Origin of the sequence: Flammeovirga kamogawensis (assembly GCF_018736065.1) — a bacterium.
GTDB classification, from domain to species: Bacteria; Bacteroidota; Bacteroidia; order Cytophagales; family Flammeovirgaceae; genus Flammeovirga; species Flammeovirga kamogawensis.
On sequence record NZ_CP076128.1, the window covers coordinates 238,894 to 260,741 of the forward strand.

Sequence of the window (21,848 nt, forward strand, 5' to 3'; positions counted from 1 at the left end):
AAGTCGATTTTAAGGACAAGAAAGATTTGTGAAGATTATGAGAATGCCAATAACTGAGAAGGATCAAAGAACTGATCTATCAAAACATATAGGGAATATGTGTTATTTGATTTTGACATTTTGTGTGTTTTATACGTTTAAAGTACAATTATATTTTTTATGAATGTAAAGTGCAAATAAAAAGGAGAGATTTTGCAATCTCTCCTTAAAATAACTTGATTTATTATTTTTTCTACTTCTTGATAGATACTACAAAAGCATCTTTAAAACCAAGGCCTCTTATTCGTTTCTTTAAATTTTGGGCTGAATATGAAGAATTTTCATTCCCAACAGTATATTTATAAATAGACTTGTTATTTCTAATAAAATGATGTTCTTGAATTGATAACCCAGCATTCGCTAATTTTTTAAACTGAGGGTTCGTATTTGAAACCTTTTTATTAGTTGCAAGGATTTGAATGCTGTAAGCATCTTTATCTATTGTAGAAGGAGTATAGACGCTTCTATGAAAAGAGTAAAAACCACTGTAAATCGCTTTAGCAATTTCTGTTTGCCCTTTTTCAGAATTTAAATATTGACTTTCGTATTTGTTAGAAAGAAAACCACATTCAATTAAAATTGAAGGCATAGTAGAGTGTTTAAGAACATATAAGTTGTAACCTCTATCTTCTTTGTTCATAATACCTCTTGATTTTAGTGGAGTAGTACGCTCTATAGTATCTAAAATATTAGTAGCTAAAGCTCTTCCGACATAATCGGAGTTTGTGTCAATATGTATTTTAGAGCCAATTATCCATTTATTAGGATTAGAATTACTATGAACACTGATAAAGTAATCAGCTTCTGCAATTTCGGCAAATTTAACTCTATCGTCTAAACTAACATATACATCAGATGTTCTAGTGTAATACACTTGAACATCAATCATATTATCTCTTATTTGTTTCCCTAGTTGTTGTGCAATTACTAGATTAAGATCTTTTTCATGGTTATGTTTAGCAACTCCTCTAGGTTTTCCAGGGTCTTTTCCTCCATGTCCAGGGTCAATAACTACAATAAACTTTTTTTTATGATTTTGTGCTTCAACAAACGAAACAGTAATTATAAACAGTAATAGTATTATTGAAGTTTTATGTACTATTTTTTTCATTTAATTAATGGGGTACTTAATCTTGTTTGAGTAGTTTGTCTAAAAAATTTACTATACTTTCTGAAACAACATTGTAACAATTTTCAAATCCAGAAATTCCACCATAATATGGATCATCTACATCTTTACCACTCTTCTGGTTATCGAATGTTCTTAATTTAACTACTTTTTCCCTGTCAGAATTATTTCTAGCTAAATTTAAAACGTTGTTTAAATTACTATCATCCATAACTACAATGTGTTCAAATTTATCAAAATCATTAATAATAAATTGACGAGCAATTGAGTTTAATTCAACACCGTGATTTGCTGCAGTTTTTCGCATTCTCTTATCGGCTCTTTCGCCTGAATGCCCTGCATAAGTTCCTGCTGAATCGATTTTAAACTGAGCTGCAATTCCTCTTTTATTTACTTCATGAACCATAAGACCATCTGCCAGGGGAGATCGACAAATATTGCCTAAGCAAACAAAGAGTATACTATAATTTGTAGCCATCACACACTGTTAAAAATAGGATGTATTTAATATTAAAAAAATATAATGATGTAAAATAAATTCTTTATTTGTAAAAAGCATATTCTAAGCGAAAAAAATGTGATATTACCTATATTAAATAAACAATACATCTTTTTTGATAAGAAAAACCATAATTATTGAGTATCTTTTTTATAAATTATTATGAAACAAATTATACGAAAAGTGCTGTTAGCTTCCTTTATTATCATTGGCTTAATTGTACTGTTCTTCTTCTGGGCCAAATCACCAAATTGGGATAAAAAAGACTATGCTCAAGTAAGGAATTTTAGAATAGATCAAAAAGCTATTTCAGATTCGACATTATCGATAATATCTTACAACATAGGGTATCTGTCTGGTATGACTAATAATACATCAGTAAGACCTACTAAAGAGTTTTATCAGAAAAATATGACTGATGTTCTAAACCATTTCAAAAAGCATAAAGTAGATATATTAGCATTACAAGAAATAGATTATGGAGGGAATAGATCTTATAAAGTCGATCAATTTGATGTAATAGGTAATGCACTTGATTATAAAAATGGAGCAATGTCTGTAAATTGGGATAAAAAATATGTTCCTTTTCCATATTTTCCTCCAACAGTCCATTTTGGTAAAATGTTAAGTGGGCAAGCTGTTTTGTCTAATTATCCAATTGAAGAACATGAAAGGGTAGAATTATCTAGAGTAAGAAGTCAACCCTATTATTATTCATCAATGTATCTTGATCGTTTAGCTGAAAGAGTTAAAATTAAGGTCGGAGAGCAAGAAGTAATGTTTTTTAATGTTCATACAGAAGCATTTGATCATTCTACTAGAGTAAAACAAATTGAATTTTTAAAAGATTGGTTTTTGAGAATTGCTGAAGAAATGCCAGTAATTATGGTAGGTGATTTTAATAGTGACCCAAGATATGATAATGCAGGAGTTTTAAAATTCTATGACGATGAAAGAATTGGGGCTATGTGCGCTAAAGAAAATTTAGCAAAAAAATCGACACTTACATATCCCACAGATAAGGCTATTGAACAATTAGATTTTGTATTCTTTTCTACAGCTCATTTTGAAGTGTTAGAATGGGATGTTTTACAAGAATTTGGACAAGTCTCAGATCACTTTCCCGTTTATACCAAACTAAGATTAAAAAAAATAAAATAATACCTAAAAGCATTCCTAATAAGAATGCTTTTTTTATTAGCTTTGCTTCCTTATGAAGTATGCTGTTATAGATCTTGAAACTACAGGAGGTTCGGTAGCTCAAGGCGGAAAAATTATAGAGATTGCAATTATAGTATTAGAAGATGGTATTGAAATAGATCGATATGAGTCTTTTGTGAATCCTGAAATGGGTATTCCCCCTTTTATTGCTGGCTTAACAGGGATAAAAAATTCTATGGTTAAAAATGCACCTAAATTTTTTGAGATAGCAAAAGATGTAGTTGAGGTAACTAAAGGATGTGTTTTTGTTGCACATAACGCAGACTTTGATTATAATTTTGTGAAAGATGAATTTGCAGAATTAGGTTTTAAATACAGACGTAATTCTATATGTACAGTTGAATTATCTAGAAGATTACTTCCAGGTATGAAATCGTATAGTTTAGGTAAACTTTGTGATGAAATTGGCATTCCTCATAACAAACGTCACCGAGCAATAGGTGATACAGAAGCAACCGCAAAATTATTTCAATTATTATTGAAGCAAGAAAATGCTGCTGATATAATTGAAGAAATGACTGATTATGATGTGTATAATAGCAAGAAACATTATCAGTTATCAAGAGAGCAAATAGATTCTTTACCAGACGAAACAGGTGTCTATTATCTTTATAATAAGGATAAAGACTTAATATATATAGGTAAGAGTAAAAATATAAGAAAAAGAGTACTCCAGCATCTTTCTAATAAAACAACTCCAAGAGCAATAAAAATGGCTGATGAAGTACGAGATGTAACTTTTGAGGCGACAGGAAGTGAGCTTGTTGCATTATTATTAGAATCTGATGAAATTAAAAAACACCTCCCTAAATACAATAGAGCCCAAAGAAGAACGAAAACATATTTTGGTATCTACCAAAGTACTAATGAAGAGGGATATTATACTTTTAAAATAGCACCTTTAGCAGATGGTGATTATCCCATTACAACAACTTTCTCTAGAAAAGAAGCAGAGAAAATTCTAGATAGAATGGTAGATAAGAATTCACTCTGTCAGAAATTGTGTGGTATAGATAATAGCTCAAAAGCGTGTTTTAGATATCAATTAAAAACATGTAATGGAGCATGTATTGGTGAGGAAACTCCAGAGAAATATAATGAAAGAGCAAAAATTGCTGCAATGCGTTTTAGCTACGGTGTTCCAAATATGTTTATTATTGATAAAGGTAGAAACGAAAAAGAAAAAGCAGTTGTACAGATTGCTAAGGGTATTTATCGAGGGTTTGGTTATATTGATATTAATGAAGATTACTCTACTGAAGAAATGAAAAGTGTAATTAAAAAGTATAATGATAATGCTGATGTTAATAAAATTATTCGTGGCATTTTAAGAAAAAAGAAAGGTGTCGAGAGAAAGATATTTTATTAAATCGTTACTCATTATTTGCATTACTTTATTTACTTCACCACTAATTGCAGGTAATGGGGTATTGAAGTTTGCACAACAAGCTATACAACTTGGGAAAGTTGATGCCACTACCGAATACAAAATATCAATCCCAATTAAAAATATAGGAGTAGATACTTTAAAACTACTCAGAGTAAGTACAGATTGTGGGTGCTCATCTGCTAAATTTTCAAAACAACATTTAGCAGTAGGAGAGGAAGCTGTTTTATCTGTTAATTTTAAACCTACAATAGGGGAAACGCCTTTTTATAGAAGTATAATTGTACTTACAGATTCTAAAATACCTCAATATACGGTTACTTTAGAAGGTGAAGTATCTAATAATAAAAAAGGAGAACCAATAGATAATGAGCTTATCATTAGTTGGGTAGAGTCTCAAAAATCAATACCAATTTTATCTGCTTATTCTCTTAATGTAGTAGGTGCAAAAGATGAATACAAAACCATTCCATTATACATTTCTAATTTAGGAGAAAAGTCATTAATTATTGAGTCTTTTGATATGAAAGGGGTGAGTATAGAAACAGTGCAATTGCCTAGATCAATTCCTAAAGGTTTTATCATGTCTTTACCTCTGAAAATAGATTTTTCTGATGCTGGTAATCAATTGAATTATTTGAAAATAAATACAGACGAGAGAACTCTAATGTTTCGTCTTCAAACAGTAGTAAATGATTAAATGCCATTATTGAAATCAAAGAAATTAAAAATGCCTTTTTGGCACTTTAATGGACACTTGCAAACTATTCTTCCATCTATACAAAGGAAAATTGATGGAGTTGAGTACAAAAGAGAAAGAATTTCAACTCCTGATAACGATTTTTTAGACTTAGACTGGTCTTGCCGTAATAATAAACGACTTGTAATAGTTTCACACGGTTTAGAGGGTGGTGCTGATCGCCATTATTGTAAGGGTATAGTTAAATTATTCAATAATAATAATTGGGATGCACTTGCATGGAACTGCCGATCTTGTAGTGGGGAACTAAATAAATTGCCAAGATTTTATCATCATGGAGATGTTGATGACTTTAAATTGGTTATTGATAAAGCAATAGATAAAGGGTATAAAGAAATAGCATTAGTAGGGTTTAGTATGGGGGGAGCAATTTCTATGAATGCATTAGGAACTGATCGTTTTCCTATGGAAAATATAATTGGAGCAGTAGCTGTATCAACACCAATTGATTTAATTTCAAGTAGTGATGAGCTAGAAAAAAAATCAAAAAGCTTTTACAATCAGAAATTTTTCAAAAAACTAAAGAAGAAAGTGATTGCTAAAAGTCAATATATGACTGATTTAGATGCAACTCCACTCTTAAATGATGAAATTAAATCACTAAGGGGATTTGATGAATATTATACTGCCCCATTGCACGGGTTTAATAATGCACACGATTTCTATTATAATGCAAGTGTTGAAAGAAGGTTGGATAAGATTAAAAAACCGGTCTTAATTTTGAATGCAAAGAATGATCCGTTCCTTACAGGAAAAAGCTATCCAATAGATTATGTTAAAACGTGTGATAATATCTATCTAGAAGTGCCAAAAAATGGAGGACATGTTGGTTTTTGTATTGTAAATTCACAATTTACTTATGCAGAGGTTCGAAGCCTAGAATTTTTAAACTCTCAATCATCATTGTAATTTTTAATAAACTATACCACATTATGAAAAAGATAACATCGGTTTTATTGCTCTTTTTAGGAGTTTTTACACTAGCTTTTACAAGCTCATGTTCAAATAATGAAGGTGCAGATAGTGATTTTCAGAAATCTTATTTGCCTTCAGCAAAAGGTAAAGCAGGTGAAATGGTTTTAGTGATTGATTCTACACAATGGTTACCAGATAAAAGTGTTGGAGGAGAGTTGTATAGAACTGTACTTGGAAGAACACGCGGAGTATTACCACAGGAAGAACCTCAATTTACAGTAACTCAAGTAAGACCTTCAGGGTTTAATAGCATTCTGCGCCAAGCTCGTAATGTAATGATAGTAACTACTTTTGATCAGAAGGGACAAGAGGCTGCAATACTTCGATCATTTTTTGGAGATGGTGTTATCCAAAGTTTAAAAAAATCTGATAAATTCTTTTTTGTAAAAACAGATGCGTGGGCACAAGGACAAACTGTAGTATTACTGTTTGCAAAAACTGAAGCTGAATTAAGAGAGATATTATCTAAACCTGAAAATCAATTTGCTTTAAGCGAACCATTTAATGATTTAGAAACAATTAACCTTCAAAAACGACTTAAAAAAGAATACAGTAAACCAACAGATACTTTTTTAAGAAGAGAATTAAAAGTTAGTATGCATTTATTAGATGGCTATAAAGTGGCAGAAAATGATGATAATTTTTTATGGTTACGTCATCCAGAGCTAAGTTTTGATAATAATGTATTTATAGTAAAAGTACCATATACTGATCAAAAGCAATTTTCAGAAGAAGAGATTTTAAAGTTTAGAGATAAAATTGCTAAACAATATTTATACGGAGATCCAAGTAACCCTGATTCTTTTGTAGTTACAGAAGATAAAGTGAAGCCAGAAATGCAGAAAGTGAAAATTGATGGACGCTTAGCAATAGAGTTGAGAGGACTTTGGAAAACGAACAATATTTCTATGGGTGGACCTTTTGTGAGTTACACATTTACAGACAAGACAGGAAGCTATTTATATTATATTGAAGGTTTTATTTATGCTCCTGGAATGAAAAAAAGAGAGTTAGTTCGTGAAATGGAAGCACAATTGAAAACTTTCAAAGAGATTGATTAAAGATTTTAAATATGTATTATTATATTAGAGGTAAGTTAACGAAGAAAACTCCCACTTTTGGCGTGTTAGATGTTCAAGGTGTAGGGTATGAAATTCGTTGGCCACTGAGTGCTTTCAGTAGTGTTAATGAAGGAGAGGAGTATACTTTATTTACATATTTATATGTAAAAGAAGATGTACAACAACTTTTTGGATTTATATCTGAAAACGATAGAAGCTTGTTTCTTTTATTAATAAGCATTTCTGGAATTGGTCCTTCTACAGGAATAGCTTTTTTATCTTCATTATCATCGTCTGAAATCTGTTCAGCAATTATGTATGAAGATGTAAAAACTGTTCAAAGTGTAAAAGGAGTAGGTGCAAAAACGGCTCAAAGAGTTGTAATTGAATTGAAAGATAAAATTTCAAAGCTTCAGTATTCTGGAGAATTACAGCAGTCTGCCACACCAGCAATGGCTCAAGATAGTGCAGTTACAGAAGAAGCTATGGACGCTTTAGTTGCATTAGGATTTACTAGAGCAGGCGCACAGAAATCGATTAAGTTAATTACTAAGAAACATGGTAATGATTTAACTGTTGAAAAATTAATAAAACTAGCTTTAAAGCAAAATTAGCCTATGAGAAGAACCAGTACTTTTTAAGCACATAATGTGCATTTGATCTATCATTAATTATACTGACTTCACTTTGTTTCGCTTAAATATAGCAACTATTGCCGCTGTACTAACTAACTTACTCTTCATTCTACAGGCTTCTGTGGCAATGAGTAGTACTCATAAAAGTGCAGCTCTTGATGTTTTTCAGCAAGATAAACCTCAAGAAATAAATACTGAAGAACAGGATACAACGAAATTTGTTCCTTCTAAACCTTATGAAAAGGATAGAATAGGAGACCCTGTGTCTTCTCCTCAGCGAAAATCGCCTTTATTAGGTAAAACCCCAGATGTTAATGTTGATATTAATATTGATTCTGCCGGTAATGCTTATGATATAAAGGAAACACTTAATGGCGGTGTTGATTATCGTGAGCCATCATATATCCCTTATGATGCTTACCGTGATTATTTGTTTAGAAAGCAAATGTCAGGGTATTATGATAATTTATCTATTCAGCAAGATGGAGGAGATGCTTTACCTGGAAAAGACGGTGGACGGTTAATTCCTGAAATCGAATTGGGTAGAGTAGCAGATTTCCTATTTGGAGGAAGTACTCTTGATTTTCAGTTAAATGGTAGTGCAATGCTAGATTTTGGACTATTATTTCAACGCGTTGATAATCCTCAGGTTCCAGTTACCCAACAAAGAAACGGAGGTTTTAATTTTGATCAACAAGTAGGACTTGGAATGGTAGGTAAAATTGGTGATAAATTAGAAATGTCTGCTAATTTTGATACTAAAAGTACTTTTCAGTTCGATCAGCAGTATAACATGAGCTATACTGCCTATGATTATGATATAATTCAAGATATTCAAGTGGGTAACGTGAGTTTTAATGTGAGAAACTCATTAATTACAGGAGCTCAAAACCTTTTTGGAGTTTATTCTAAGCTCCGTTTCGGAAATCTATATGTATCAAGTGTTTTTAGTAGCCAGCGAGGCTCTCAAGAAACTATTGTTATTAAAAATGGTGGGCAAAATAGAGAATTCGAATTTAGAGCAGATACTTACGATAACAATAGACATTTTTTTATTGGTCATTTTTTCAGAGACAAATACGAAGAAGCACTAAAAGCCACACCAAATGTTATTTCTGGAGTAGTAGTTACTAGAATGAAAGTATATGTTACAAATAGAAGTAACGATACGCAAACTCAAAGAAACTTAGTAGGTCTTATGGACCTTGGTGAAGCTAAACCTTATAACCCAGCATGGGGTACAAGTACAAACCCTGCAGCATCAAATGATGCCAACACATTGTATACTACTGTAAAGAATTTAAATAGAAACTCTGATGCAATAAAAGGCGAATTAGAAGGGCTAGGCATGGAAAATGGCTCTGAATTTGAAATTCTTAGAAGTGCAAGAGAATTAAACGAATCAGAATTTACCTATAACCAGCAGTTAGGTTATATATCTTTAAATACACCAATACGAAATGACGAAATTTTAGCTGTTGCTTTTGAGTACACATTTAATGGACAGTCATATAAAGTAGGTGAATTAAACGAGGATTTACCCAACTTGTCTCAAGATGAGGTAATGTTTATGAAAATGTTGAGTCCTTCAACAATTAATACTTCTTTACCAATGTGGGATTTATTAATGAAGAACATTTATTCTCTACAAGCAAATTCTATTCAAAAAGAAGATTTTCAATTACGTATTATTTATAGAGATGATAATACTGGTGTAGATAATCCAAGTATACAAGAAGGCCAAAATTTAGCCAATGTACCATTAGTAGAAGTAACTGGTTTAGACCGTTTAAACATGAACCTAGAACTTCAAAAAGATGGTAATTTTGACTACATAGAAGGTGTAACTGTAGATTCTAAAAATGGTAGAATTATATTCCCAGTTTTAGAACCTTTTGGTCAGACACTTGAAAACAATTTTGAACCTTCAGAAACAACATTAGTAACTAAATATGTGTTTGAAGATTTATATGCAAAAACTCAAGCAGATGCTTTATTAAATACAAAACAAAATAAGTATTTTTTATTAGGTAGTTATAAAGGGGGATCAGCCAATGAAATTTTATTACCTGGTATAAATATCGCAGAAAATTCGGTTGTAATAACAGCAGGTGGAGTTACCCTTACAGAAGGTGTACAATTTACTGTAGATTACCAATTTGGACGTGTCACAATATTAGACGAAGGAGTTCTTAATTCTGGTAAAGACATTAGAATTACGTATGAAAGAGCTGATTTATTTAACTTCCAAACCAAAACATTAGCTGGTGTTGATTTAGAATACCATATTTCTGAAGACTTTATTATCTCAGGTACATTATTGCATTTATCAGAGAAACCTTTGATTTCTAGAGTAAATGTAGGAAGTGAACCAGTGAAAAACACAATGTGGGGTCTTACTTTAGATTATACAACGGAGTCTAGGTTCCTTACTAAACTGGTAGATAATATCCCAGGTATTGATACTAAAGAAAGGTCTACGTTCTCTTTTAAAGGTGAGTTTGCTCAATTGATTCCCGGGACACCAAAACTTATCGGTACAGATGGTACAGGATACATAGATGATTTTGAAGGTGCAGAAGTACCATATGATTTAGGATTAAATCCAATTTCTTGGGCACATGGTAGTACTCCTAATTATATTTTAGAAGATCAAGGTTTAATAACAAATCCTCCAGCAACATCACAAGACTCATTAAAATACAACGACAGAAGAGCCTTAATGGCATGGTATAATATTGATAATGTATTCTATTATACATCTGGGTCAACGAGTAGACCAGGAAATATTACTGACGAAGATATGCAGAATCATTATGTACGTTTAGTACCTTATGATGAAGTATTTAAAAATAGACAAGCGAATCAAATTAACACTAATGAGGTTACTTTTGATTTAGCTTACTACCCAGCTGAAAAAGGACCTTACAATTACAATACAGATTTAAATTCTGATGGTAAATTGATGAACCCTGAAAAGAATTTTGGGGCAATAACAAAAGCAATTACTACAGATGTCGATTTCGATAATTTAAATGTACAGTATTTAGAATTTTGGATGATGGATCCTTTTATTGCTGGGAAAAATGCAGTAATTGAAGGTCAAAACAATACCACCGGTGGTAAAGTATTTATTGATTTAGGTAGTATATCTGAAGATGTAGTGCCTGATGGTCGTCATTTCTTTGAGAATGGTATGACAACAAATAAAAGTTTATTATACCAATCTGTTTGGGGATATGCCCCAACTACTCAATTTGTAAATAACGTCTTTAACACAGCTGTAACAAGAGATGCACAAGATATTGGTTACGATGGTTTAACTAGTGAAGAAGAAGTTAATTTCTTTAAAACACATTTTATCGATCAATTACCATCTGTATTAACACCAGAAGCAATGGATGCTATTTTAAGTGATCCATCTGGGGATGATTTTAAATATTACTTAGGAGGTGAAGCTGATGCTGAAGATTTAAAAGTTTTAGAGCGATATAAACGTTTTAACGGTACAGAAAGAAACTCACCAGAAAACTCAGGAGGAGCAGGTTATACATCTTCAAACTCTAGTTATCCAAACAATGAGGATTTAAACGGTGATAATACCTTAAATGAGTTAAATGCATATTTTGAATATGAATTGGATTTACGCCCTGGACAGATCGAAAAGAACAAATTTGTCGTTGACAAAGTAACTTCAGAAGCTCCAGAGACAAGAGAATTAGTAACTTGGTATCAAGTGAGAATTCCAATTAGAGACGACTCAAACTATACAAAAGTGGGTAACATTGATAACTTCAAATCAGTGAAATTTATACGTTTATTCATGACAGATTGGGCGCAGCCTGTAGTTATGCGTATGCTAAATTTTCAATTGGTTGGAGCACAATGGAGACAATTTGCAGAGAACTATATTGATGATGAATCTAAGCCAGCATCTACTTCTAAAATTAATATATCTTCTGTAAATATCGAACAGAATGGTATTACTGATGAGTCAGGGAAAATACCTTATGTTTTACCTCCTGGTTTTGAAAGAGATTATGATGCAACATCAACTGTAACAAGAAGAATCAACGAACAATCTATTCAAGTTTGTGTAGATGACTTAAAAGATGATGATGGTATTGGTATTTATAAGAATTTCAGCTTAGACCTTGTGAATTACAAGCGTATTAGAATGGAGTTACATGCTCAGTCAGAAACCGCTAAAGATGAAGATTTACATGCTTTTTTAAGAGTTGGTACCGACTTAGTTAATAACTACTATGAAATTGAAGTTCCTCTTTATATTACACCTGCTTACACTACTAATGCAGATGCAATATGGCCTAGAGAAAATGAAATAAATATTGCATTAGAAGAACTATATAAATTAAAATCCGAAAGAAATAAACAAGGGAAGGACAGGACTAAAATGTATCCAGAAAACCTTGTACAACCAAACATTCGAAATTATAGGGTGAGAGTTATTGGTAATCCAGATTTAAGTGCAGTACAAACTGCTATGATTGGTGTCCGAAACTTAAAAACATCAGATGTACAACCTTATGATTTCTGCATATGGGCAAATGAGCTGAGAGCAACAGAGTATAGTACATTCTCTGCTTGGGCTGCAAACGCATCTGTAGATGCAACATTAGCCGATTTTATGAATGTTAAAGCAAACACAAGATATAGTACTGTTGGGTTTGGTGGAATTCAAGATAAAATTGGAGACAGACAGATGGAAGATAATCTTGAATTTGGTGTCTCAGCAAGTGTAAACTTAGAAAAGATATTTTTAAATCGAATAGGTCTATCTATTCCTGTATATGTAAGTTATGATAGGAAAGGATCTAATCCTTATTTTGATCCACTAGATCCGGATGTACCTTTATCAATCTCTGAAGGATCCTTTGGAAGTAGCTCAGAAGGAAGCTTTTATGCAGATCAAGTAAGGTACTTAGAAGAGTCAAGAAGTATAAATATATCCAACCTTACTAAGGTAAAAATGAACCCTGAAGCGAAGAGCTTTCCTTGGGATATTGAAAACCTTAGCTTAAGTGGCGCTTACTCTGATTCACATATGAGAGATAAGAATACAGAAGCAAAAGATTATAAACAATGGAAATTAGGTGCAGCATATACTTATCAATCTCCATTAAAAGCTTGGGAGCCGTTTAAAGAAGCTGATAATTCTTCTGATTGGTTAGCCTTAGTTAATGATTTTAATGTTAATCCACTTCCAACATCTTATTCTGTACGTGCAGATTTAAACCGTCAATACAGGTATACGCAATTAAGAACGTTAGATGATCAGGGAGATTTTACTACAAACGGAATATTACCTACTTATGAGAAGAGTTTCCTTTTTAATAGAGGATATAATATAGGTTGGAATTTTGCCAAGAGTTTAAAATTTGATTATGCAGCTACTGCAAATGCTCTTGTGGATGAACCTGAAGGAGCTATTGATACAGATGCTGCTAGAGATTCTATTACCGCTAACCTATTAAATTGGGGACGTATGAAAGTATTTGATCAACAAATTTCTGGTACTTATAATATACCAATTAATAAAATTCCTGCTTTGGATTTTATTGGTGCAAACGCTCGTTATACAACTGGTACTACATGGACAGCAGGTACATTAGGAATTTCTGATACTTTGGGTAATGTTATTCAAAATAATCAACAAATATCATTTAACTCTAAATTTGATTTTAGTACAATTTACAAGAAAATCGGTTATGTAAATCATTTAGAAAATGGTACAAGTTCACGATCTAGATCAAGAAGTAGATCTAGAAAAGGCGGAGGGCGACAAAAAGATAATACTCGTTTAGCGTATCAAAAAGTAAAACTAAAAGATAAACTAAAAAAACTGAGAGCAGAACAATCAGAATTAAGATCAGCAGAAAAAGATAAAGTCAATAAAGAAAAAGAAAAAATTGAAGGCAAAATAACAAAAGTTAGAGCCAAGATTGAAAAGTATAAAGCAAAAGAAAAAGACTATTCTGCTCTTGAAGAAAAGATTGCTTCTTACAATGTTAAAATTGAAGAATTGACAGAAAAGTTAGGTGAAGACAATCCAAATAAAAATGCTCAATTAGCTAAACTTGATGAACAAATTAAAACTAGTGAGCAAGAACTATTAGCAGTTAATGCAGAATTAAAAGATAGAGGAGAGCCTAATAAAAACTTTGGAGAAAAAGCTGGAGATGCAGGTATTCGTTTAGCAACAATGTTAAAAGATATCGATTTTACTTATTCTGAAAATAACTCAACAATTCTTCCTGGTTATATGCCAACAGCTACTTATATGGGGTTTGATACAGATTTTAATGCTCCAGGAGCTGCGTTTATTTTAGGTAGTCAAGATCCAAGTATTAGATATAAAGCTGCTCAGAATGGTTGGTTAGCACCGAGTGAATACCTTAACTCTCAGTTTGTACAACAGAAAAGAGAAGAGTATAGAATTAGAATGAATTTGGAGCCAATTAAAGACTTGAAAATTGCATTATCGAGTACTTCAACAAAAACGGAAGCGTATAGTGAGGTATTTAGATTTAAAAGTTCTAGTAATAATTATGAATCATTATCTCCACAAAGAACGGGTACATTTGGAATAAGTTTCTTCTCATTACCAACTTCATTTAGTAAGCCTGATGCAAATAATCAATCAGAAACTTTTAATCAATTTGTAGCAAATAGAGAGGTAGTTAAGGATAGGTTAAATGCTGAAAATCCAACAGGAGGATATATTGATAATGATCAGGATGTATTAATCCCAGCTTTTATTGCAGCTTATACAGGTAAAGAAGCAAGTGGTGTAGGTCTTTCGGCATTTCCGTCATCTGTTCCTATTCCAAATTGGGATATTAGATATACAGGTTTATCTAAAGTGAAAGGTTTAAAAGATACTTTCAAGTCTATTACACTTTCACATGGTTACCAATCCAATTATACTGTTGGTAGTTATAATTCATCTTTATTATATGGAGCGACTGAAATTGGACCTGATAAAGACATTAATAATGCACCAGATGCTAGAATAGAAGATGGTAATATTGTTCCTGTGTATGTTATTAATCAAGTAAATGTTGAAGAACGCTTTGGACCTTTGATTGGTATTAATATCAAATTAGTTAATGATTTGCAGATTAAATTCGATTATAATAAAGCAAGAATGTTATCATTAAATTTATCAAATGCACAGGTTACTGAGCAATTAAATAATGATTTCACTTTTGATATAGGATATACTAAGGCAGGAATGAAACTACCTTTCAGATCTAAAGGTCGTACAACAGTTTTAAAAAATGATATTACATTTAGACTAGCAATGTCAATTAGAGATAACGTGACAACTCAATATAGAATTGATGAAGAAAATGTAGTTACTGCAGGTAATATGAATTTTGCACTTAGACCAACAATAAGTTATGTTCTTAATAATAGAGCTAATTTACAAGTCTATTTTGATAGAACGATTAATGATCCAAAAGTATCAAATGCTTTTAGAAGAACTTCAACAGCATTTGGTTTCCAATTTAAATATGCATTGACTCAGTAAAGAGTAGTCAAGAAAGATTATAATATTAATAATGCTTGTATATCTTAATAATGTATACAAGCATTTTTTTTAATTTTACTATTTTGACTGATAGATAGTTATAATTATATGTATAAATAATGGGATTAATTCATTAAGTAGTATATTGTGGATTATAAATTATACTTAGATGAAAAACTTACCAACGATTCTTCTCTTGACTTCTCTACTTCTAGGATGTTCAAAAAATGAAGAACAAGCTAAAACAGAACCAACTCTACCACCAAAAATCACAAAGTTTGAGTTGAAAAGGGATTTAAATGAAGACATAGTAATTGATGTCCCTTATGAAATTGATGACAAGCAAATATTTGCAAGAGTGCCTAAAGGTACTAAAGTAGATAACTTGGTAGCGTCATTTAACTATGAAGGAGAAAGTATTACATTGAATGGCACTCCTCAAGTCTCGGAACAGACTATTAATGATTTCTCTAAACCATTGACTTATACTGTAACCTCTGAGGGTTATGAAAGTAATGAGTATACTGTAGAGACTGTTGTTTTTACAGGCATTCCTATTATTAGTATCATAACAGAAGGTAATGTTCCTATTGACTCTAAAGAGGATTACGTACGTGCTACTGTAGAGCAATATGGCGGTGTAAACTTTCCTTCTTTTACAACTACAGGCAAAATTAGAGGAAGAGGTAATTCTACGTGGTATTTTCATGATAAAAAACCATATCAACTTAAGCTTGATGATAAAACCTCAATTCTTGATCTTCCGGAAGATAAGAAGTGGATATTTTTAGCAGAACACTCTGATAAAACACTTATTAGAAATAAGTTAGCCTTTGAAATGGGTCGAATAAGTACCCTTGATTATACGCCTGCGGGAGAGTATGCTGAGGTATTTGTAAACAACAGCTATGTAGGAACTTATAATATATGTCAAAAGGTAGAAGAAAGTAGTAATAGAGTAGATCTTAAAGATACTGGCTTTTTAATGGAAATTGATCAATTAGAAAGAATTGATGATGATGATACATTTTTTAGTACAGATAAGTTTTATATAAATATTAAAGACCCAGATGTTGAGTATTATTCTGATGATTATAACTTAGTTAGTTCTCATATTAATAATTTTGAAACAGCTCTTTTTTCAGAAGATTTCTTAGATCCAACGCTTGGGTATAAACCTTATGTAGATATAAATTCTTTTGTTGATTGGTACTTAATAAATGAGATTTTAAGAAATCCAGATGCTAAAAGCTGGTCGAGTATTTTCTTAAATTATATTCCTGGGGAGAAAATAAAAATGGGTCCATTATGGGATTTTGATTTATCATTGGGAAATGCAAATTACGATGGGCATGAGAACTCAACGGGTTTTTGGGTAAAAGATAACCCTTGGATTAAAAGAATGTTTAATGACCCTTCATTTGTAATTCTAGTACGAGAACGGTTGCAATATTATAAATCAAATCAAAGTGATTTAATTGCCTTTATAGATAGTAATGCAGATTATTTAAAATGGGCTCAGCAGGAGAATAATAATAAATGGGGAGTAATTGGTAAATGGATTTGGCCAAATGTAAAAGTTTTATCTACCTATGAAGCAGAAGTAAATTATTTAAAAACTTATTTCAACCAAAGAATGACTTGGCTTGAGGATAATATTTAAATGTGAATGAAAAGAGAACTCCAGTTAAAACTTGGAGTTCTCTTTTATTTTATCTCTAAATTTAGAGGTTGCCTCTAAGTTCTTGTTCTCTTTCTATAGCCTCAAAAAGTGCTTTGAAATTCCCTTTTCCAAAAGACTTAGCACCTTTTCTTTGTATTATTTCAAAAAATAAAGTTGGTCTGTCTTCTACAGGCTTAGTGAAAATTTGAAGGAGATAACCTTCTTCATCTCTGTCTACAAGAATATTTAATTTCTTGAGTTCATTAATTTCTTCATCAATATCACCAACACGTTCTTTTAAGTCATTATAATAGACCTCAGGTACGTAAAGGAATTCTATTCCTCTTTTTCTCAATTCACCTACAGTATAAATAATGTCATCTGTTGCTACGGCAATATGTTGTACCCCTGCACCATTATAATAATCAAGGTATTCTTCAATTTGTGATTTCCTTTTTCCATCTGCAGGTTCATTTATTGGAAATTTAACATACCCATTACCATTAGATACAACTTTTGACATCAAAGCAGTATAATCTGTTGAAATATCGCTATCATCAAAAGTTAGAAGTAGTTTAAATCCCATAACATCTTCATAGAATTTAACCCATTTGTCCATTGCACCTAGTTCGACATTGCCTACACAATGGTCAACATATTTTAGTCCAACTGGCTTTACTTCTAAATCTGAATTTGATGATTTGAATTTTGGGAGAAAAGTTCCGTGGTAGTTCTTTCTTTCTACAAAAGTATGAATTGTGTCTCCATAAGTTTTAATAGAAGCGACAATAACTTCCCCATTTTCATCTGATACCAATTTAGGGTGAGATACAGCAATAGCACCTCTTTTAACGGTTTCATTGAATGATTTTTGAGCATCATCTACCCATAAAGCTAATACTTTTACGCCATCGCCATGTTTCTGAACATGTTTAGCAATTTCTGATTCAGCTTCTAATGAGGTAGTAAATACAAACCTAAGTTTCTCTTGTTGGAGAACGTAGCTAGAACGATCTCTCTGTCCTGTTTCTGGACCAGAATAGGCAATGAGCTTAAACCCAAAGGCAATTTGATAGAAGTAAGCAGCTTGCTTAGCATTCCCTACATAAAATTCAATGTGATCAGTGCCGTTAATAGGCAAAAAATCGACATCATTTTTTGGTTGTGTTTTCGACGTTAGCATGTGAGTGTAAATAATTAATTTATGTGTATATGGTTGGTTGTAAAAAGAGGTAGTTTTAACTACCTCTTTTTATATATAATTTATGGTATTTTATTCTAATTGGTAGTAAAATTGAAGGTATATGTTAGTTAATACGTAATAGAAATTTGTTAGTTTAATTGCTCTTTTAGAATTCTAAATTCTATGATTGGTGAAATACGTTCATATAAAATATTATAAACAGCTCTTGTGATAGGGAGGTCGTTTTCAATATTTAACCTTTTCGCAATCTCAAAGATACTCTTAACAGCATAGTAACCTTCAGCAACCATCTGCATTTCTAATTGAGCAGCTTTAACAGAGTATCCATGGCCAATCATGTTGCCAAATGTTCTATTTCTACTAAATTGAGAATAAGAAGTAACTAACATATCACCTAGGTATGCTGTACCTAATAGGTTTCGTTTAATATGATAAGCTGCTTTTAAGAAGTATTGAACTTCTTGCATTGCATTAGAAACTAAAACAGCTTGAAAGTTATCCCCATAGCCTAATCCATGTGCAATTCCACACGAAATGGCTACAATATTCTTCATTACAGCAGAATACTCAACTCCATAGATATCACGTATAGAAGTTGTTTTAATATATCTATTACTCATTGCGTCTGCTAAAGCGGTTCCAAAACGCTTACTTCCAGATGCAATAGTTAAATATGCTTGTTTTTCCATTGCCACTTCTTCGGCATGGCAAGGTCCTCCAATAACAGCTACTTTCTTATGGTGTACACCAAAATTTCTTTCAATGTGTTCTGTTACTAGAATATGTTGATCAGGAATTAACCCCTTTATTGCAGAAATAACGTACTTATCCTTAAAATCTTCAGGAGTAAGATCTTTAATAGCGTCTAAAACGAAAGCGGCAGGTACTGCTAAAAGAATACAATTAGCTCCTTTAATAGCATCTTTTATATTATTAAAGGGAATTACCTTATCTGTTGATATTTTTGCAGAGGGAAGATATCGTGGGTTAGAATGATATTGCTTGATATGATCAATGTCAGATTGATTTCTTATCCACCAATGCAAAGTAGAAGAACCTCCATCGGATAATATTTTTACCAATGCAGTCGCCCAACTACCTCCTCCGATAACTGCTATCTTAGAAATGTTTGGCAATTCTTCTTGATTATCAAGTGATTGTGTGTTTTCTGTGTCTTTTGTCACGCTACTTATAATGTAATTTAACGTAAAGGTAATAAATACACTTTAAAGTGTACTACTCTTTTACACTACAATTATCCTTTTTATTTACATGCTTTGCAATCAATACTCAAACTAATTAACATATTATTGGTAATTAAGTGATGTGAAATTCATTTTGAATGAACTTTAATTTTGTAAATAATTAAAAATGTATGTTAATTCGTTTAATTATTTCAAGATTTCATGGTTTAAATTATATTTTTTGTAATTTTGAGAATTACTATACTATCGAAAATTAATCTGATATGAAAGATATACAATCATTAGAAAGCTGGTCAGTCGTTAAGAATGGCGGTCCTATAGCTATAGCAGGTCCATGTAGTGCAGAGTCTGAAGAGCAGTTAATGGAGACTTGCCGTCAGATTAAAGATTCAATTGATATCACTATGCTTCGTGCTGGTATCTGGAAACCTCGTACGAGACCAGGTTCATTCGAAGGTATTGGTGAAGAAGGTTTGAAGTGGTTTGCCAATGTTAAGAAAGAATTAAATATGCCTATTACTACTGAGGTAGCTAATGCTCAACATGTTGAGTTAGCACTTAAGTATGGTGTAGATGTTCTTTGGATTGGAGCACGTAGTACTGTTAACCCATTTACTATCCAAGAAATTGCTGATGCACTTAAAGGTGTTAAGGATGTTCCTGTGATGATCAAGAACCCTATTAACCCTGATGTTGCATTATGGAGAGGTGCTATAGAGCGTATCTATGGTGCTGGTGTTCGTCAAATTGCAGGTATTCACCGTGGTTTCTCATCTTTTGAGAAAACTAAATATAGAAATATCCCTATGTGGAAATTAGCAATCGCGTTAAAAACGGAGATTCCTAACCTTCCATTAATCTGTGATCCATCTCATATTGGTGGTACAAGAGATCTTATCTTACCAGTTTCTCAAAAAGCAATCGACTTAGACTTTGATGGTTTAATGATCGAAACGCACAGAGATCCTGATAATGCATGGTCTGATGCTTCACAACAAGTTACTCCAGCTCGTTTAGCTGAGATCTTGAATGAAGTAAAAATCAAGAAATCTTCTACAGATGCAGAAGAAGTAAACTCTAAATTAGATACTTTACGTTCTAAGATTGATCGTTTAGATAATGAGTTACTTGATGTTTTAGGTCAAAGAATGGAAGTAGTTGGCGAAATTGGCGATTACAAAAGAGACAACAACCTTACTGTATTCCAAGCAGGTCGTTGGATCGATATTTTCCAAAACCGTCCTGAACAAGCTGCTAAATTAGGTTTAAGCAAGAACTTCATGGAACAATTATTTAAATTGGTTCACGATGAGTCTATTCGTCTTCAAACTGCAGTTGTGAATACTGAAAAAGCGTAAGCTGAGGGTACTCACATCAAAATATATTAGAGGTGGTACCACTTAATTGTGTTACCACCTTTTTCTTTTAAGCTAAATGAGTAGTATTTTATATACTCATTACTTTTACTTCTTCCATGAGTATTAATAAAGTATCCTTTTTATCAGAACTAGACGCATCAACTTTTAAAAACTTACAAAGCTATACTAGCTTAGCTGTAATTGTTGATGAGAATACAAAAAGAGATTGTTATCCTCTAGTTTCTTCTTTATTACCAGAACATATATTAATTGAGGTGGTAAGTGGAGAAGAAAACAAAACTTTAGATACCTGTCAGCATATTTGGCAAGAACTAACAAACGCAGGCTTTGACAGAAAAGCAGCAGTTCTTGATCTAGGTGGTGGAGTAATCGGAGATATGGGTGGATTCTGTGCTTCTACATACAAACGTGGTATAGATTTTTGGCAAATGCCTACAACTTTGTTATCGCAAGTAGATGCAAGTGTTGGTGGTAAATTAGGAATTGATTTTGGTAAATTGAAGAATCATATTGGAGTGTTTAATATTCCTGATATGGTGCTGATTTATCCTGAATTTATAAATACTCTACCTGCTAATGAATTGCGTTCGGGATTTGCAGAAGTAATAAAACATTGCTTGATTGCTGATGCAAAGCATTGGGATACTGTATCAAAAAAGCCATTAGAAGAACAAGACTTAGCAACCATTATCCCACATTCTATCAACATTAAAGATGGTGTTGTCACTTCTGATCCAACAGAAAAGGGGATGAGAAAAATTCTAAATTTTGGTCATACGGCTGGTCATGCAATAGAAAGTTATCTTTTAGATATACCTGGTAGAAAACTTTTACATGGTGAAGCTATTGCTATTGGAATGATTGCAGAAGCGTATTTATCAACAAAATTTACAGGATTAAACGAAAGTGAACTAAAAGAAATTCAAGAGTATATTCTTTCTGTCTATGGGAAAGTAGAAATTAAAGAAACTGATCTAGAACATCTATATGCTTATCTTTTACAGGATAAGAAAAATACTGGCAAGAAATTAAGTTTCTCACTATTGTCGAGTATTGGAACTTGTACTTATGACCAGTTTATTGAATGGGCAGATATTGAAGAAGCATATAGGTATTATATGAGTCTCTAAATTATA

14 protein-coding genes are annotated in these 21,848 nt (G+C 32.1%); 10 read left to right on the forward strand and 4 right to left on the reverse strand.

Annotated elements, in window-relative coordinates:
- Window positions 1–232: 232 nt before the first annotated feature.
- Together KM029_RS00940 and KM029_RS00945 are read right to left on the reverse strand one after the other, a co-directional pair.
- On the reverse strand, window positions 233–1,150 hold the full coding sequence (locus KM029_RS00940; RefSeq protein ID WP_144074921.1) for an N-acetylmuramoyl-L-alanine amidase family protein: 918 nt from the start codon (window positions 1,148–1,150) through the stop codon (window positions 233–235).
- A gap of 16 nt (window positions 1,151–1,166) precedes the next feature.
- Window positions 1,167–1,646 carry a low molecular weight protein-tyrosine-phosphatase gene (locus KM029_RS00945; protein WP_144074922.1) on the reverse strand — a complete coding sequence of 160 codons (480 nt, stop codon included), beginning with the start codon at window positions 1,644–1,646 and terminating at the stop codon, window positions 1,167–1,169.
- A gap of 183 nt (window positions 1,647–1,829) precedes the next feature.
- On the opposite strand from KM029_RS00945, the gene KM029_RS00950 reads away from it, so the two are divergent.
- The 8 genes from KM029_RS00950 to KM029_RS00985 all read left to right on the forward strand — a co-directional run bounded on the left by KM029_RS00950 (window position 1,830) and on the right by KM029_RS00985 (window position 16,924).
- Window positions 1,830–2,828 (forward strand): endonuclease/exonuclease/phosphatase family protein, encoded by a 999-nt coding sequence (locus KM029_RS00950; protein ID WP_144074923.1) that lies wholly within the window; start codon window positions 1,830–1,832, stop codon window positions 2,826–2,828.
- A gap of 52 nt (window positions 2,829–2,880) precedes the next feature.
- Window positions 2,881–4,257, forward strand: a complete 1,377-nt coding sequence (locus KM029_RS00955) for an exonuclease domain-containing protein (RefSeq protein ID WP_144074924.1) — start codon at window positions 2,881–2,883, stop codon at window positions 4,255–4,257.
- Window positions 4,232–4,975: a DUF1573 domain-containing protein gene (locus tag KM029_RS00960; RefSeq protein WP_144074925.1), complete on the forward strand. Its 744-nt coding sequence runs from the start codon at window positions 4,232–4,234 to the stop codon at window positions 4,973–4,975. Before KM029_RS00955 ends, KM029_RS00960 begins: the two co-directional genes overlap by 26 nt.
- A 30-nt stretch (window positions 4,976–5,005) precedes the next feature.
- Complete coding sequence (locus tag KM029_RS00965; protein WP_240050320.1) at window positions 5,006–5,944, forward strand: YheT family hydrolase; 939 nt, start codon at window positions 5,006–5,008, stop codon at window positions 5,942–5,944.
- Between the two features lie 23 nt (window positions 5,945–5,967).
- A complete protein-coding gene (locus KM029_RS00970; RefSeq protein WP_144074927.1) occupies window positions 5,968–7,071 on the forward strand; it encodes a DUF4837 family protein in 1,104 nt (367 codons plus the stop codon).
- An 11-nt stretch (window positions 7,072–7,082) separates the two neighbouring features.
- Complete coding sequence (ruvA, locus tag KM029_RS00975; RefSeq protein ID WP_144074928.1) at window positions 7,083–7,685, forward strand: Holliday junction branch migration protein RuvA; 603 nt, start codon at window positions 7,083–7,085, stop codon at window positions 7,683–7,685.
- Between the two features lie 73 nt (window positions 7,686–7,758).
- Window positions 7,759–15,261 carry a T9SS outer membrane translocon Sov/SprA gene (gene sov / locus KM029_RS00980; RefSeq protein WP_144074929.1) on the forward strand — a complete coding sequence of 2,501 codons (7,503 nt, stop codon included), beginning with the start codon at window positions 7,759–7,761 and terminating at the stop codon, window positions 15,259–15,261.
- A gap of 169 nt (window positions 15,262–15,430) precedes the next feature.
- On the forward strand, window positions 15,431–16,924 hold the full coding sequence (locus tag KM029_RS00985) for a CotH kinase family protein (RefSeq protein ID WP_144074930.1): 1,494 nt from the start codon (window positions 15,431–15,433) through the stop codon (window positions 16,922–16,924).
- A gap of 61 nt (window positions 16,925–16,985) precedes the next feature.
- Here KM029_RS00985 and hppD read toward each other — a convergent pair whose 3' ends face one another.
- Window positions 16,986–18,107 carry a 4-hydroxyphenylpyruvate dioxygenase gene (hppD, locus tag KM029_RS00990; RefSeq protein WP_144074931.1) on the reverse strand — a complete coding sequence of 374 codons (1,122 nt, stop codon included), beginning with the start codon at window positions 18,105–18,107 and terminating at the stop codon, window positions 16,986–16,988.
- 149 nt (window positions 18,108–18,256) lie between these two features.
- Complete coding sequence (locus KM029_RS00995) at window positions 18,257–19,312, reverse strand: NAD(P)H-dependent glycerol-3-phosphate dehydrogenase (RefSeq protein ID WP_240050321.1); 1,056 nt, start codon at window positions 19,310–19,312, stop codon at window positions 18,257–18,259.
- Window positions 19,313–19,596: 284 nt separating this feature from the next.
- Between KM029_RS00995 and KM029_RS01000 the strand changes: the two genes are divergently transcribed.
- Window positions 19,597–20,691: a chorismate mutase gene (locus KM029_RS01000; RefSeq protein ID WP_144074932.1), complete on the forward strand. Its 1,095-nt coding sequence runs from the start codon at window positions 19,597–19,599 to the stop codon at window positions 20,689–20,691.
- 116 nt (window positions 20,692–20,807) lie between these two features.
- The gene (gene aroB / locus KM029_RS01005; protein ID WP_144074933.1) at window positions 20,808–21,842 is read left to right on the forward strand and encodes a 3-dehydroquinate synthase; all 1,035 of its coding nucleotides are present in this window, start codon (window positions 20,808–20,810) and stop codon (window positions 21,840–21,842) included.
- Window positions 21,843–21,848 lie beyond the last annotated feature (6 nt).

What these genes read in the sequence shown, in the direction of transcription:
- KM029_RS00940 (WP_144074921.1), bottom strand. Translation starts at nt 1,150, where the DNA reads ATGAAAAAAATAGTACATAAAACTTCAATAATACTATTACTGTTTATA.
- KM029_RS00945 (WP_144074922.1), bottom strand. Translation starts at nt 1,646, where the DNA reads ATGGCTACAAATTATAGTATACTCTTTGTTTGCTTAGGCAATATTTGT.
- KM029_RS00950 (WP_144074923.1), top strand. Translation starts at nt 1,830, where the DNA reads ATGAAACAAATTATACGAAAAGTGCTGTTAGCTTCCTTTATTATCATT.
- KM029_RS00955 (WP_144074924.1), top strand. Translation starts at nt 2,881, where the DNA reads ATGAAGTATGCTGTTATAGATCTTGAAACTACAGGAGGTTCGGTAGCT.
- KM029_RS00965 (WP_240050320.1), top strand. Translation starts at nt 5,006, where the DNA reads ATGCCTTTTTGGCACTTTAATGGACACTTGCAAACTATTCTTCCATCT.
- KM029_RS00970 (WP_144074927.1), top strand. Translation starts at nt 5,968, where the DNA reads ATGAAAAAGATAACATCGGTTTTATTGCTCTTTTTAGGAGTTTTTACA.
- ruvA (WP_144074928.1), top strand. Translation starts at nt 7,083, where the DNA reads ATGTATTATTATATTAGAGGTAAGTTAACGAAGAAAACTCCCACTTTT.
- KM029_RS00985 (WP_144074930.1), top strand. Translation starts at nt 15,431, where the DNA reads ATGAAAAACTTACCAACGATTCTTCTCTTGACTTCTCTACTTCTAGGA.
- hppD (WP_144074931.1), bottom strand. Translation starts at nt 18,107, where the DNA reads ATGCTAACGTCGAAAACACAACCAAAAAATGATGTCGATTTTTTGCCT.
- KM029_RS01000 (WP_144074932.1), top strand. Translation starts at nt 19,597, where the DNA reads ATGAAAGATATACAATCATTAGAAAGCTGGTCAGTCGTTAAGAATGGC.
- aroB (WP_144074933.1), top strand. Translation starts at nt 20,808, where the DNA reads ATGAGTATTAATAAAGTATCCTTTTTATCAGAACTAGACGCATCAACT.